Annotated in this window: 15 protein-coding genes; 4 read left to right on the plus strand and 11 right to left on the minus strand. The window is 50.2% G+C overall.

The annotated features are described in order from the left end of the window. Positions 1–49 precede the first annotated feature (49 nt). Positions 50–811, minus strand: a complete 762-nt coding sequence (gene rpsB, locus LJ046_RS07575; protein WP_002876742.1) for a 30S ribosomal protein S2 — start codon at positions 809–811, stop codon at positions 50–52. Positions 812–974: 163 nt separating this feature from the next. After that, positions 975–1,985: a GIY-YIG nuclease family protein gene (locus LJ046_RS07580; protein WP_002876745.1), complete on the minus strand. Its 1,011-nt coding sequence runs from the start codon at positions 1,983–1,985 to the stop codon at positions 975–977. A 70-nt stretch (positions 1,986–2,055) separates the two neighbouring features. On the opposite strand from LJ046_RS07580, the gene LJ046_RS07585 reads away from it, so the two are divergent. Beyond that, positions 2,056–2,670 (plus strand): lysophospholipid acyltransferase family protein, encoded by a 615-nt coding sequence (locus tag LJ046_RS07585; RefSeq protein ID WP_002876751.1) that lies wholly within the window; start codon positions 2,056–2,058, stop codon positions 2,668–2,670. Between the two features lie 80 nt (positions 2,671–2,750). Here LJ046_RS07585 and LJ046_RS07590 read toward each other — a convergent pair whose 3' ends face one another. Genes LJ046_RS07590 through LJ046_RS07600 form a run of 3 tightly spaced genes read right to left on the minus strand, consistent with a single transcriptional unit; the run spans position 2,751 to position 6,093 of the window. Continuing rightward, positions 2,751–3,737 (minus strand): aspartate-semialdehyde dehydrogenase, encoded by a 987-nt coding sequence (locus LJ046_RS07590; RefSeq protein WP_002876756.1) that lies wholly within the window; start codon positions 3,735–3,737, stop codon positions 2,751–2,753. Further along, entirely contained in the window at positions 3,738–4,952 is a 1,215-nt protein-coding gene (locus LJ046_RS07595) for an amino acid kinase family protein (protein ID WP_002876758.1), read from the minus strand. Next, positions 4,945–6,093: a homoserine dehydrogenase gene (locus LJ046_RS07600; protein ID WP_002876761.1), complete on the minus strand. Its 1,149-nt coding sequence runs from the start codon at positions 6,091–6,093 to the stop codon at positions 4,945–4,947. The genes LJ046_RS07595 and LJ046_RS07600 overlap by 8 nt, the downstream gene beginning before the upstream one ends. Positions 6,094–6,232: 139 nt before the next feature. Between LJ046_RS07600 and LJ046_RS07605 the strand changes: the two genes are divergently transcribed. Next, complete coding sequence (locus LJ046_RS07605; RefSeq protein ID WP_002876762.1) at positions 6,233–6,667, plus strand: ACT domain-containing protein; 435 nt, start codon at positions 6,233–6,235, stop codon at positions 6,665–6,667. A 48-nt stretch (positions 6,668–6,715) separates the two neighbouring features. Here the strand turns inward: LJ046_RS07605 and LJ046_RS07610 are convergent, their stop codons facing one another. From LJ046_RS07610 to LJ046_RS07625, 4 genes are all read right to left on the minus strand, one after another. Continuing rightward, a complete protein-coding gene (locus LJ046_RS07610; protein ID WP_002876764.1) occupies positions 6,716–8,506 on the minus strand; it encodes an ABC transporter ATP-binding protein in 1,791 nt (596 codons plus the stop codon). Next, on the minus strand, positions 8,499–10,259 hold the full coding sequence (locus LJ046_RS07615; RefSeq protein WP_002876766.1) for an ABC transporter ATP-binding protein: 1,761 nt from the start codon (positions 10,257–10,259) through the stop codon (positions 8,499–8,501). The genes LJ046_RS07610 and LJ046_RS07615 overlap by 8 nt, the downstream gene beginning before the upstream one ends. Before the next feature lie 110 nt (positions 10,260–10,369). Beyond that, positions 10,370–10,594 (minus strand): YneF family protein, encoded by a 225-nt coding sequence (locus LJ046_RS07620; RefSeq protein WP_002876770.1) that lies wholly within the window; start codon positions 10,592–10,594, stop codon positions 10,370–10,372. 112 nt (positions 10,595–10,706) lie between these two features. Next, complete coding sequence (locus LJ046_RS07625) at positions 10,707–10,943, minus strand: DUF896 domain-containing protein (RefSeq protein ID WP_002876771.1); 237 nt, start codon at positions 10,941–10,943, stop codon at positions 10,707–10,709. Positions 10,944–11,097: 154 nt separating this feature from the next. On the opposite strand from LJ046_RS07625, the gene lexA reads away from it, so the two are divergent. Together lexA and LJ046_RS07635 are read left to right on the plus strand one after the other, a co-directional pair. Beyond that, positions 11,098–11,718, plus strand: a complete 621-nt coding sequence (lexA, locus tag LJ046_RS07630) for a transcriptional repressor LexA (RefSeq protein ID WP_002876773.1) — start codon at positions 11,098–11,100, stop codon at positions 11,716–11,718. 199 nt (positions 11,719–11,917) lie between these two features. Next, the gene (locus tag LJ046_RS07635; protein ID WP_002876775.1) at positions 11,918–12,766 is read left to right on the plus strand and encodes a GRP family sugar transporter; all 849 of its coding nucleotides are present in this window, start codon (positions 11,918–11,920) and stop codon (positions 12,764–12,766) included. A gap of 100 nt (positions 12,767–12,866) precedes the next feature. On the opposite strand, the gene LJ046_RS07640 is transcribed toward LJ046_RS07635, so the two are convergent. Together LJ046_RS07640 and LJ046_RS07645 are read right to left on the minus strand one after the other, a co-directional pair. Next, the gene (locus LJ046_RS07640) at positions 12,867–13,727 is read right to left on the minus strand and encodes a transporter substrate-binding domain-containing protein (RefSeq protein ID WP_002876778.1); all 861 of its coding nucleotides are present in this window, start codon (positions 13,725–13,727) and stop codon (positions 12,867–12,869) included. A 195-nt stretch (positions 13,728–13,922) separates the two neighbouring features. Then, positions 13,923–14,456: a hypothetical protein gene (locus LJ046_RS07645; protein WP_002876780.1), complete on the minus strand. Its 534-nt coding sequence runs from the start codon at positions 14,454–14,456 to the stop codon at positions 13,923–13,925. Between the last annotated feature and the right edge of the window lie 33 nt (positions 14,457–14,489).

Genomic DNA, 14,489 nt, shown 5'->3' on the forward strand with positions numbered 1-14,489 from the left:
CCAGGTCAAACTAAATAACAGAATTCTTCCAAAGATAGTTTACGACAAATTATTCAGCGTCGTCTACTTCTTCAGCAGAGTTTTCTTCAGCGCTTTCAGACAATTCCTTTTCAACGTCGGCGTTATCTGCACCTTGCTTGCCTTCGATTACGGCGTCAGCCATAGCACCGGCGATCAAGCGGATAGCACGGATAGCGTCATCGTTTGAAGGGATGATTACGTCGATCGGTGTTGGGTCAGTGTTGGTGTCAACCATGGCTACAACTGGGATACCAAGCTTGTTAGCTTCGTGAACGGCGATCTTTTCCTTCTTAGGGTCAACGACGAACATTACGTCAGGAATCCGAGGCATGTCTTCGATACCGCCCAGGAACTTTTGCAGCTTGTCCATTTCCTTGGTCAGCAAAGAAACTTCCTTCTTTGGCAGTACGTCGAAGGTGCCGTCTTCAGCCATCTTCTTCAAGTCCTTCAGACGCTTAACCCGGCTTTGGATAGTAGTCCAGTTGGTCAAAGTACCACCCAACCAGCGTTGGTTGACGTAGTATTGACCTGCACGGGTAGCTTCTTCAGCGATTGCTTCTTGAGCTTGCTTCTTGGTACCAACGAACAGGAAAACACCGTCGTCTTGAGCAACAGCCTTAACGTAGTTGTAGGCGTCGTCAAGCATCTTGATGGTCTTTTGCAGGTCGATGATGTAGATCCCGTTTCTTTGAGTGAAGATGTATGGCTTCATCTTCGGGTCCCATCTTCTAGTTTGGTGACCAAAGTGTACACCAGCTTCAAGCAATTGCTTCATAGATACAACTGACATAAATAAATTCCTCCTAGGTTATTTCCTCTCAAGCGTTCATTTCAGCATTCAACCGTTTGTCTTTAGGCACCTGAACACCGATCGCTCTTGATGTGTTTTCTAGCGTACAATCGCACGCTTATCTAGCTTACTCGATTTTTCCTTTAAGCGCAAGCTTTTCCGCCTAAAATTTAACCCCTTGCTCGTGCAAAAATTTTTCCTTCCAGGTCCGGTCATGATGCTTGAACCAATATTCCCGCTGCATGGCCGTCCGCTTGTCGTCATATTCTTCAAGATAGATCATTTCAACCGGCCGCCGGCTCTTAGTGTACTTGGCCCCTTTACCAGAATTATGAGCCTCCAGCCTTTTCTTTAAATCATTGGTGTAGCCGCCGTAAAAGCTGCCGTCGCTGCATAAAAGGACATAAAAGTAATGCTTTTCCTCTGGCAATTTGGCCTCTAAAATTTCCTTGATGGCCGGGGTATTGCTGCCGTCTGCCTCATGGACTTCGATGGCGTCGCGCAGAACCAGCCCGTCGCCTTTCCCGCTTCTGACCGCTTCAACGATGACTAAATTGGCGTCTTGCCCTCTTCTGGAGACAAAGGGCTGAACAGTCTTAACGGCCAAGTCATGCTTAAAGCCGTAATTGATGATCTCACCCAGCCGCTCTGGCCGGTGGACCATGAACATCTTCCCCTTCATTTTCAAGAGGCCGGCGGAAACGGCGATGATTTCTTCCAGGTTGATCTCCAATTCATGGCGGGCAATGGCTTTAGACCGGTCCGGGTTCAGCTTGTGGCCGGCCGGGGCCTTGAAATATGGCGGATTGACCACGACGACGTCATAGCTGTCTTTTCGCAAAAAGCTGCCCGCGTCTTTGACATTGCCCCGGTGGACCGTGATCCGGTCCTGCATGTCGTTTAATTCAACCGACCGCCGGGCCTTGGAAACCATGTCTTCTTGCAGTTCAACATCGTCGTAATGGGCCTTGTTAAAAGCAGCCATGTAGAGGCTGGCTGCCGCGTTGCCGCTGCAGAGTTCAACCACCTTGGACCGGTTTTTGATAGCTTCTTTGGCCCAGTAAGCCAGAAGCAGGGTATCCAGGGAAAAGGCAAAAGACTGCCCGTCCTGGATGATTTTCAGCTGCTCGCCCAGCATGTAATCGATACGTTCATTTTCCTTTAGTTCAATCATGTAGTTCTGAAGCCCGTCCCTTATTCTTAGATGTGTTATAATTTATTCTACATCATTTGGAGGTTCTTTTATGCTTTATCGTATTTTCAGACCGATCGCCCGCTTCATCGTCTGGGTCTTAAACGGCCACCTGCATGTCCACCACAAGGAAAGACTGCCCGAAGGCACCTACATTTTGGTTGCCCCCCACCGGAACTGGTGGGAGCCGATTCTTTTCGCCCTGGCCGCCAGCCCTACGGAATTCATGTTCATGACCAAGCAGGAGCTGTTTAAAAATCCGGTCCTCAGCTGGATCTTAAACAATGCCCACGCCTTCCCGGTCAACCGGGAGCATCCAGGTCCTTCCGTTATCAAGATCCCGGTCAAGGGCTTAAAGTCAGAAGGCCTGTCTTTGATCATGTTCCCATCCGGCACCCGGCACTCAGCCTCCCTTAAGTCCGGCGCCCTAGTTATCGCCAAAATGTCCGGCCGGCCCCTGCTTCCGGCTGTCTACCAGGGCCCGCTTACTTTTAAAGGGGTCTTACAAAGAAAAGGCATGGAAATCAACTTTGGCAACCCGATCGTCATTGACCGCAAGACCAAATTGACCCCGGAAACCGAAGCTGCCTACAACCAGCAGCTGGAAGACGCCTGGAAGCGGATCGACCAGGAACTGGATCCGGATTTCCACTATGAAGCTAAATAATTAAAAATGACAAAACAACAAGAAAAAGGATTGAGCATGAACGCTCAATCCTTTTTCTTTATGCTTTTTACTGCTACTTATTACTTGTTATTTTCCAGGTATTCCATAATCTGGACGGCGTTGGTTGCCGCCCCCTTTCTGATCTGGTCGCCGGTGCACCAAAGAGTAAGGCCGTTAGGGTTGGTCAAGTCCCGGCGCAGGCGGCCGACTTGCACGATATCCTTGTCGGAGTTTTCCAGGGGAGTTGGAGTGTGATCAGTAACCAGGAGGTCGCCGTCAAAAGACGCGATGGCATTTTCAGCAGCTTCAACTGAGACCGGTTCTTCAGTGACAACCGTCACCGCAATTGAGTGGGACCGGTAGACCGGGACCCGGACGCAGGTGCAAGTCACCAACAAGTCTGGCAAGTGCAAGATCTTTCTGCCTTCATTCTGCATCTTCATTTCTTCAGTCGTATAGCCGTTTTCCAAAGGACTGCCAATGTCAGCGATGACGTTAAAGGCGATCTGGGCCGGGAAGACCTTGGCTTCCACGCTCTCGCCCTTGGTCAAAGCCGTCACTTCATCCTTCAGTTCGCTGATCCCGCCCATGCCGGCACCGGAAACGGCCTGGTAGGTGCAGGCGTTGATAGCCTTGATCGGAGACAACTTGGCAATTGGAGCCAGAGCCATCAAGGTAATGGCAGTTGAACAGTTGGGATTGGCAATCACGCCGTGGTGGTCTAAAGCATCTTGGCCATTAATTTCAGGAACTACCAAAGGCACGCCGTCTTCTTGCCGGAAGGCTGAGCTGTTGTCAATGTAGACTGCCCCGCTTTTTTCGATCAGGGGCCGGTATTCCTTAGACAGGCTGTTAGAAACTGCCCCCAAAACGTAGTCCAGGCCATTCAATCTTTCCTGGCTGACCACTTCCAGGGTCAATTCCTGGCCAGCAAAGGGCAGCTTTTTACCCTTGGAGCGCTCGGAAGCAAAAATGCGCAGTTCTTCAACCGGCAATTGTCTTTCTTCAATACATTCCAACATCTGCCGGCCAACGGCCCCTGTAGCTCCTAAAATACCAATTTTCATTTATCGTTCCACTCTTTCTTCACTAATAAACTGCTGATAAATCGCCTTGATTGCCGGCACCAGGTCCTGGTTGTTGACCCCAATGACGATGCTTTGTTCATCGCAGGCCTGTTTGATGGTGCGGATATTGATCTGCTGGTCACCCAGTGTTGACAAAATTTTGCCCGACATCCCCGGCATTTGCCGCATGGCCCGGCCAACCACGGCCAGCATGGCCTGCTGGCTTTCGACCTGGATATCGTCCAGGTGCAGGTCCTGCTTTAATTCCGCCACGATCTCATAGAGATAGCGCTCGATTTTCTTGGTCTGGACCACAATCGAAAAGGTATCGACCGTGACCGGAACGCTTTCAATCGAGATCTGAAATTTTTCAAAAACGGCTAAGACCTTGCGTAAGAAGCCTGCCTCAGCTGAAACATGCGACTTAACCATGGTGATGACCGTAAAGTCCTGCTTGCCTGTAATCCCGGTGATGACATGAGGCGGCTCTTGCGCGTCAAGTTCACTGCAATCATTCATGATCATGGTGCCAGGATTTTCCGGATGATTGGTGTTGCAGACATTGATCGGGATGTTTTTCTGCCGGACGGGAAAAACCGCGTCGTCATGCAGGACATTGGCTCCCATATAGCTCATCTGCCGCAATTCTGAGTAGGTAATCCGGGGAATCTGGACAGGATCTTTGATAATGCGCGGATCGGCCACGTAAAAGCCGGGGATCACCACCCGCCGGCCCGGGTCAACCTGGGCTTTTAACAGTTCCTGGCTTTTATCCAGGTCAATTGAGCCGTCATAATGGAAACGGATCACCCAGCTGGCGTCAACAAAGTCTGCGTCCAGGTATTCAGCCAGGCAAAGGCCGGTCAAGTATTCGCCCCGGGAAACCAGGTAGTCCAGGTTCAAGTTCTGGGCCATGTTCTGCCGGATCTTGGCGAATTCTCCCGCCAAGTCGATTTTAAGGCCCAGGCTGCGCTTGATTTCCATGTACTTGTCCACGATAGACTGGAAAATCGACTCATAGCTGACGTCATAGGTAATGTGGGCCGCGCAGAGGTAGAGGAGGTCGGTGACCTTATGGTCCTCCTGCCCGCTCTTGCCGCAGGCGCTGGTCACCACGTACTTGCGGTCCGGATCAGCCAAAATGATTTGCTTGACCTTCTTAAACTGTTCGCTATTGGCGACTGAAGAGCCGCCGAATTTGACTGCTTTACTCATCTGCCACTCCCGCCAAAAAGGCCGCCGGGTCCCCGCTTTCCTTGACCAGGCTTGAAATTTCCGCCAAAGTCAGCTTTTTGGTCAAAAATGCCTTTTCGCTGATTCTTTCTGCTACTACATCCTGGAAAGAATCCGCCCGGTTAGTCCGCAGGTAGAAAGTCTGCTCTTCTTCATCAGTCAGCTGACCCGGTTCAGCACTTTGCACGATTTCCTTTTTCCCTTCAGCCAGATCCAAGAGGTCTTGGACAGCCGCGTGGGCGGTTGGCAAAGACCCTGCCCCCTGGCCCACGAATGTTGCCGGACCCAGGGAGGCGGAATCAGTTTCCAGGGCATTGAAGTTAAGGCCCACTCCGGCTAAAAGGCTGGTCTTTTTCAGCATGACCGGCAAAACCTGCAAGGATAGCTTTTCACCTGTCTGCCGGCCCCGGCCCAGCAACTTGATGGTCCGGCCATTTGCCTTGGCCCAGGCAAAGTCTTCCTTGGTCAAATGCCGTATCCCCCACTGGTCAACCTGGCTTGGATCAGCAATTTTGCCAAACGCAGTCAAGGCTGACAAGCAGACCTTGTAGCAGACGTCCCCGCCGTCGATGTCATCGCTGGGATCCTTTTCCGCGTAGCCCAGCTCCTGGGCTTCTTTTAAGCAAGCAGCAAAGTCCAGGTCCTTTTCTGCCATCTGGGAAAGGATATAGTTGCTGGTCCCGTTAAAAATCCCCTGGAAGGCCGTGACCGGCTCCAGGCGCTGAATGTGCTTGATGTTGTCAATCCAGGGGATGCCGCCGCCAACGCTGGCCTCATAGGCCAATACCAGGCCCTTTCGCCTGGCTAAGTCAAATAGCTCGCCGGCATAGACCGCCAGCATCTTCTTATTAGCCGTCACCACGTGCTTGCCGGCTTCCAAGGCCCACTTAACATAGCTGTGGGCCGGTTCTACCCCCCCGATGCACTCGCAAACCACTGAAATTTCCGGATCGTTCACGATTTCCACAAAGTCAGTCGTATGCTGGTCATCCAGGATCTGTTCATCTCTGTGGACCAGGATCTTTTTTATTTTAATCTTCCGCAAAAGCGGAGTTTCAGCCTCTTCAACCAGCTTGACAATGCCACCGCCAACCACGCCACGGCCTAAGATTGCAATTTGCATACCCGCCTCCGTTGTTTCTAATCTAGGGACACTTGTTTTCGAATTAAAAACATAGTATCATTATCCGCAAGGCTTGACAAGGGAAAAGTTACTTATTATTAAACAAAAATTAAAGCAATATGTCAAAGGAGAATTTGCCATGGCCGACTATTTTTACGTTCATAAAAAGATCCTGCCCAACTATCTGGAGAAGGTCCTAGAGGCAAGGGAAATGCTGGACAGCCGGGAAGCAGCCACCGTCACCGAGGCGACTGAGCGGATCGGCATCTCCCGCAACACTTATTACCGCTATAAAGACTATGTTTTTAGAGCCAAGGACCCTGCAAGGGGCCAGCAGGCGGTCTTGTCTCTGCTTTTAGCTGACCTGCCTGGGGCCCTGTCAGCCGTTTTGACCTGCGTGACCGACCACCGGGCCTCGGTTTTGACTATTTCCCAGGCCATCCCTTTGGCCAGCCACGCCAGCGTCTTGATGTCCCTGGACCTGGCCGGCCTTGAAGGAGACATCAACACCCTTTTGGCTGATTTGAAAAGTCTCCCCTTTGTTAAAAATCTCCAGCTTGCCGGATTAGAATAATAAAAGAGCGCGTCTTCTGGGCGCGCTCTTTTTTGTCTTAATTCATTCTTAGTTTTCCCGGTTTTGCTGGAGGGTGTAAAGGTCATAGTAGTAGCCCTTTTGGGCCAGCAAGTCCTCGTGCTTGCCGTGTTCGACGATTCTCCCCTTGTCTAAAACAATGATCTGGTCAGCATCAGCAATCGTTGACAGGCGGTGGGCAATAGCCAGGGTCGTGCGGCCCTGGCGGAGCTTTTTGAGTCCTGCTTGAATCAAACTTTCTGTTTCCGTGTCCACGTTGGCCGTTGCTTCGTCCAAAATCAAAATCTTAGGATTGGTTACCAGGGTTCGGGCAAAGGAAATCAGCTGTCTTTCCCCGCTGGAGAATTCCGATCCGCCTTCAATGACCTTAGCATGGTATTTCCCAGGCAATTTTTCGATAAAGCGGTCAGCCTGGACAGTTTTGGCGGCTTCTTCAATCTGCTCATCAGTGATCTTGTCATTGTACAAGCGGATGTTGGAAGCCACGTCCCCATAGAACATGAAGGGTTCCTGGAGAACCAGGCCTATTTTTTGCCGTAATTCTGCCTTGGAAAAGTCCCGGATGTCGATCCCGTCCAAAAAGATCTGGCCCGAGTGAAATTCGTAAAAGCGCATCATCACGTTGATGATTGAACTCTTGCCTGAACCCGTGTGGCCAACGATCCCCAGGGTCTCGCCTGGATTAAGGGTGAAGGAAACATCGCGGAGAACGTCATGCTTGCCGTCATATGAGAATGACACATGCTTAAACTCAATTTTCCCTTCCGTAATCTTGGCGTTGGCCAGCTCTTTTTGCTCAGGCTCGTATTCTTCCTGGTCCAAAATCTTGAAGATCCGCTTGCCAGCCACGATCCCGTCGGTAAAGAAGGTCAGCGAGTTCATCATGTCCGACAAGGGGTTAAAAAAGTTCTGCACATAGTTTGCAAAAGCATAAATCATCCCGGCCGGGACAAAAGTTGCCCGGAGGGGGTAACCGAACCAGACCAAAACGCAGGTTAAGACCAACGAATAGAGCAGGGTCGTAAACGGCGACAAGAGCAGGCCGTTGGTTCTGATCAGCTTGAAGCGGGTCTGCATCTGCTGGCGGTTGATTTTTTCAAAATCATCGTCTATCCGCTTTTCCTGGCGAAACTGCTGGATCACGGAAATTCCGGCAATGCTTTCTTCCAGCTTAGTGTTGATCAAAGAGTTGCGGGCCCGGTATTCGTGGTAGATTTTGGAGCTGACCCGGTTATAAAGCCAGATTGCCCCAACGATAAGTGGAATAAAGGCCGTCACGATCCCCCCGGCCACCGGGTCAGCCATATACATAGCAATCAAGGCAGTTACCATGGAGACGATCCCTAACAGAAAGGCAGAGAAAACCTGCATAAAGTTGCCCAGGGTCATCGTGTCGTTGGTTACCCGGGACAAAATCGACCCGGCTGGAGTCTGGTCAAAATACCGCATCCCCAGGGTGTGAATTTTTGCATAAAGGACCCGGCGGACCTTTTCCAATGCCTTTTCCCCGGCCAGGGCATAAAGGTATTCATAGGTAAATTGGCAGGCCGCCTTAAATACCACGCCAATTCCGTAGATCAAGGCAACATAATAAAACGTGCTGAAGTCAACCTTGCCCGCCTTCAAATAGTGGTCCATGTAATACCGCAGCCAGGTCGGCAAGAGCATATTGATCGCGGAAACTGCCACCATCCCTAAGACGGCAGTCAGTAATTCCCCCTTGTAAAGCCAGACAAAGGTCCAGAGCCGCTTTAAAATCTGCCCCTGCTCTTTGGTCGAAATCTGCTGCTGCCAGACTGACTGGAAGTCCTCATTATTCATCGTCATCTTCACCTACCTTCTGGGCTAATTCCTGCCGCTGCCACATCCGGGCATACCAGCCCCCCTTGGCCAGCAATTCTTCATGCGTCCCTCTTTCTGCCACCTGCCCGTCCTGCATGACCAGGATCAAGTCAGCATCCATTACGCTGCTTAAGCGGTGAGCAGCGATGACGGTAATTTTCTTTTCCCGTTCTTGCCGAAGCTTAGTCAAGATCGCCTTTTCAGTTTTGGCGTCAACAGCTGACAAAGCATCGTCCAAAATCAAGATTTCACTGTCATGAAGCAGGGCTCTGGCAATCGATATCCGCTGCTTTTGCCCGCCCGACAGGGAAACCCCGTTTTCCCCGATCATGGTCTCATAGCCATTTGGAAAGGCCAGGATATCGTCGTGAAGGGCGCTCTTTTTAGCCGCCACTTCGACCTCTTCCTGGCTGGCATCCGGCTTGGCAAAGGCAATATTGTCTCTGACCGACATGGAGAAAAGGAAGTTGTTTTGGGGAACGTAAGATATTTCTTTTAAGTAGACGTCCAGGGGAATCTGCCGGATGTCGTGGCCGGCAAAAGTGATCCGGCCCTTGTAGTTATCAAACTCCCGCATCAAAAGCTGGATAATGGTCGTCTTGCCTGAGCCAACCCGGCCAACCAGGCCGATAGTCTGCCCGTTTTTCAAGTCAAAGTCCACTGCCCCCAAGGCAGCCTTGTCTGGTTCATCCGGGTAGGCAAAACTGGTCACGTGATAGCGCAAATCTCCAGTCAGCTTCTGCTCCTTGTCCATTGAATCTAAGTCCACGATCAAAGATTTTTCATTGAGCAGGCTCATAATCCGGTCGTAGCTGGCGCTCCCCCGCTCAAGAACATTAAACAGGTAGCCAATGGCAAACATTGGCCAGACCATGGCCCCAATGTAGGACACAAAGGAAATCAGCTGGCCCAGGCTGATCGCTTTGCTGAGAACCAGCCGGCCACCGTAGATGATGGTAATGATGTAGGTAATCCCGATGATCATGGTAATCATTGGGTCGTAGAGTGAGTCGATCCGGAATACCTTTTTATTGATATCTACCGTTTCATAGGTCATCTTGTTAAAAGCTGCCGCATCCTCCTTTCCCTGGCCAAAAGTCTTCAAGACCTTAATCCCAGACAAGGATTCCTGAGTCTTGTTGTTCAAGCGGGAAAAGGCCGCCTGCGAATCCATATAGGCGTCATGCAGGCGATCACCCAGGTAGCGGGCACAGAAGGCCAAAAGGGGCAGCGGCAGCATGGCCACCAGGGTCAAGCGCCAGTCTACCAGGATCATCATGGCCAGCAAGGTGGTCCCCCCGGTAAAAATCGCGTCGATCAAAGTCAAGATCCCGTCACCTGCTACGTTCTGCACGGCCTGGACGTCATTGGTTGCCCGGGCCATCAAGTCCCCGATACGGTAGCGCTGAAAGAAGGTCCGGTCCATCTGCATAAAATGCCAGAAGAGCCGGCCGCGGAGTTCTTTTTCCAAAATCGCCGCTCCGCCGTAAATCTGCTTGCGCCAGAAATAGCGGCAGACATAAAGGGCCAAAGCCGCCAGCAAAATTGCCAGAACATAGCTAAAAAATTGCTGCCAGCTGATTCTCCCCGTATCCAGCTGGTCAGCCATCATGCCCAGGATCCGCGGCGGGACCAGGTTGGCTGCCGAAGTCAGGACTAAGGCCGTGATCCCTAAGGCGTAGCGCTTGCGGTGGGCTTTAAAGAACCAGCCCAGCTTGCTAAAAGTATCCATTTTTTCCTCCCTCTTTTATTTGGGTTTTATCTTTTTCTCCTTCTTTTCTAATCCCCCTAGCCCGAAAAAAAGAGCGCCAGGATTCCCCTAGCGCTCTATGGCTGACTAGACTAGTTCTTAGCTGCCTGATGCTTGATCATGTTCATCACTTGGTTGACCTTCTTGGCTGAAGGCTTCTGGCCCATTTGTGACATCATGGTTTCAACCATTTCCCGGGTAATCGGGGGATTCTTCTTAAAGTAGTTCTTCATGTAAGTCCGGGCACCGTAAAAACCAGCAACCGCACCCAGAAGAGCTGCCAAAATAATCAAGAAAATCGCCAAACCTAAATTCATTATCGCTAAACCTCCATTGGTCTTAATTTGTTATCCGCCTCAGCGGAGATCCATTCGTTAGTCACACAAATACTATCTTACAAAACTTCAGACCATTTTTAAAGGATAAATCTTATCTAAGAAGCTTTTTCTTCTGAATTTGCTTGGCTTTCTCCGGCGTAACGTCCTTGCCTTGATCGTCAACAATTACCAGGCTGTCCAGCTGCTGCTTGAAACCTGCCCGGAAGTTGGCGATAAACTGCTTGTGCAGTTCTTTGCGTTCAGCCTCTTCAGCCTCCGTCAAGCCGCTTTCCTGCTTCTTCTTGTATAATTCATTGATTCTTTTTCTGACTTGATCTGCTTCTGTCATATATATATCCGCCTTTCTAGTGATAAGAATAGTGTACTCGCTTTGCAAAAATAAAAAAAGTTTTAAGCCTAGAACGCCAGTTTGTAAACTTCCCGAATATTTGCTAAAATAAATAATAACCGACAATAAGATTTTTGGCGAAGGAAAAGTAACTATGGCAACTCACGACTCAAAACAATTAGAAATTCTGCAATACATCTACGATACCGTTGAAAACCGCGGCTTCCCGCCGACGGTCCGGGAAATCTGCGCGGCAGTTGGCCTGTCTTCAACCTCCACTGTCCATGGCCATTTGACCAGACTGGAGCGCAAGGGCTACCTCATCAAGGACGCCACCAAGCCCCGAGCTTTGGAAATCACCCACGCCGGCCTTGACGCCTTGGGCATCAAGCCTAAAGACATTCCGGTCATCGGGGTTGTTACCGCCGGCCAGCCGATCCTGGCTGTCCAGGACGTGGAAGACTACTTCCCGCTTCCACCGAACCTGGCCAGTGATGCCGGTGAGCTCTTCATGCTCCGGGTACACGGCACCTCAATGATCAATGCCGGTATCTTGAACGGGGACTATGTCATCGTCCGCAAGCAGACCACGGCCCAGAACGGGGAAATCGTGGTCGCCATGACTGATGACGGGGAAGCAACAGTCAAGCGCTTCTTTAAAGAAGACCTCCACTACCGCCTGCAACCGGAAAATGATGCCATGGATCCAATTATCTTGAACCATGTACAAATTTTGGGCAAGGTCGTCGGTCTTTACAGAGCAAATATTGATTAATACAGTATTGCCGGTCAGTAAACTCGATTAGCTCATATTTTTTGAAAAGATGTTTTGCTTTATGCAAAGCATCTTTTCCTTTTCAACCGTTTTCTGAAAACGATTGACATTTTCATAGCGTTTTCTATTGCTATTTTCCTGAAACTCCGTTAATCTAATAACTATTCGACAAATTATTAGTTAAAGGAGTTTTTAATTAATGAATATCATCATTGCCTTACTGCCAGCCATCGGCTGGGGGGTTATGCCTTGGACCGTCAACAAGGTGCCAAACAGCAAGCCGGCCAACCAGATCTTCGGCGTCGGCATGGGGGCGACTATTGTCGGCATCATCGTGACTTTAATCCAGCATCCGGCCATTTCCATGCCAGTTTTCTTCCTGTCCCTTCTGTCCGGTGCTTTATGGACGATCGGTCAAATCGGCCAGTTCATCTCCTTCACCCGGATCGGGGTCAGCAAGACCATGCCGATCTCAACTGGCCTGCAGCTGGTCGGCAATACCATCATCGGGGCTTTGATCTTTGGTGAATGGAAGACCAGCAACAACTTTATCTTCGGGATCATTGCCCTGGTCATCATCATGGTCGGCGTCATCTTGACCGCCTACACTGAAAAGGGCGATGGCTTCACTCAGAAGACCACCAACAAGGACATCCTCTTCCTGGTCTTGACCACGATCGGCTACCTGGCCTACTCTGCCTTCCCGAAGACGATTACGGCAGACGCTGAATCCATGTTCCTGCCGCAAACCCTGGGGATCCTGCTGGGGTCTGTGATCTACCTGGCCTTCAGCGGCAACGAGGCTGCCTTCAAGGAAAAGGCCAGCTACCTTGACCTCTTTGCCGGCATCAGCTTCGGGATTGCAGCTTACGCCTACATCATCTCCGCTCAAGTCAACGGGGTGACCAACGCCTTCATCTACGGCCAGCTGAGCGTAATCATCTCCACTATCGGCGGGATGACTCTGCTGGGCGAACGCAAGCAAGGCAAGGAACTGGTCGCAACGCTTGCCGGCCTCTGCCTGATCGTTGTCGGCGCTATCCTTTAAATCTAAATCAAAATACTAAAATACAAATAATTTACATGCTAGCTAAAAAGCTAGGAGCATCTGCTCCTAGCTTTTTACTTTTTGTATTAGTTTTTCCTTCTTATTGAATCTTAACCTTCTGGCTTTCTGCATGTTTGACGTCAAAGCCGGAGACCTTGCCGAACCACTCCTTGACCAGCTGGTCATATTTTCCGTTGGCCCGCAGCTGCTTTAATGCCTGATTGATCGCCTGGCGCATTTCGGTCTGGCCCTTTTCAACCCCGATGCCGTATGGCTCCTCAGCTAAAGAGGCCTTGGTCAAGGTGAATTCCGGGGTATCAACGATCAAACCAGCCAAAATCCCGTTGTCGTCGATCATGACATCCCCTTGTCCGGCCTTTAAGGCGTTGAAGGCTGACCCGTAGTCGTCAAACTGCTTGACACTAGCCTTTGGAGCCAGCTTAGCCACCTGGTTGGCCACGTCGGTCCCCTTGATGGCAATAACCACGACTCCCTTTTTATTCAAGTCAGCAATGCTTCTGATCTTGCTGGACTTCTTAACGATCATGGATTCGTTGGCGTTAAAGTAAACGTCAGAGAAGTCGATCACCTTCATCCGCTCCTTGGTGATGGTCATGGTTGAAATGACGGCGTCCAGGGAGCCGTTGTGCAAAAGGGTGATCCGGGTCTTTTCCGTGATCGGCCGGAAGACAGCCTTGCTTTTAGGGCCAAGGATCTGCTTGGTGATGGCCGTAGCCAGATCAATTTCAAAACCTTCGATCTTGCCGGTCTTGATGTTGGTCAAGCCAAACAGCTTGGTGTCTGGCCGGACCCCCCAGGTTATCTGCTTAGACTGCTTGGCCCGGGCATAGCTGCTCTCCTGCTTGCTGGAACAAGCGGTTAGGCTGGTCGCTAGCAAAAGCAGCAGACCGCAGGCCAAGGCCTGGATGATTCTCTTGATTGTTTGCGGCTGTCTTTTCATAGTTTTCATCTTTCTGTCATATCGGATCTATAAAATATTATACCCGATATTTTAGAAAGTTTCTTTTATTTATAATGAAAGTCTCTTTTTCTTGCTTTATTAAGTAAAACTAGGTTTATTCTTTACGAAATTAGTTTTTTCTAAAAATAAAGCTTTTTCCCAGAACTTTTCTCCATAAAAAAATTTAGATTAAAATCAGCCGTAGTCGACATTTTTCATGGCTGACCACTGCTTGCCCAGGCTTTGCCCGGCAATTTCAAAGGCCAAAAGCTGCTTCAAGTCAGCAAATTTTTCCACCTTCATCTGCCCGCCCTTCTCCAAACGCCAGGTGAGCTGCCGGTAGACCTTTCGTTCACTGGACTGGCCCAGGCTGTACTGGCGGCCGGCTAAAGAAAACTTAATGTCGCAGCCGTCTTTAATCGCCTGGACAAATTCCTCCAGGCTGTCAAACTGCACGCTCCAGACAGCTACCTCGCTCATCTGGGGCCAGCAGTCAGCCAGGGACTGACCGCCTATCTGGCAGGTCAGAAATTCCTCCATATTGGCAAAAAACTGCTGCTCTTCAGGCAAATCACAGTTGATCAAGGTCTTGCTGGCCGGGGTCAAAGGATTGCCGTCATCAACTAACAGCCACTGCTGGCCATTTAACTTAAAATGTATCTCATCGCTGTCATCAGCGGCTGTTTCTAATTCTTGAAAACTGGAAATCGGACGCTTGCTTACTGACATAAATGTCCTTTCTAAAAAATCGAGATTTGATTA

Origin of the sequence: Lactobacillus delbrueckii subsp. jakobsenii ZN7a-9 = DSM 26046 (genome assembly GCF_001888925.1) — a bacterium.
GTDB classification, from domain to species: Bacteria; Bacillota; Bacilli; order Lactobacillales; family Lactobacillaceae; genus Lactobacillus; species Lactobacillus delbrueckii.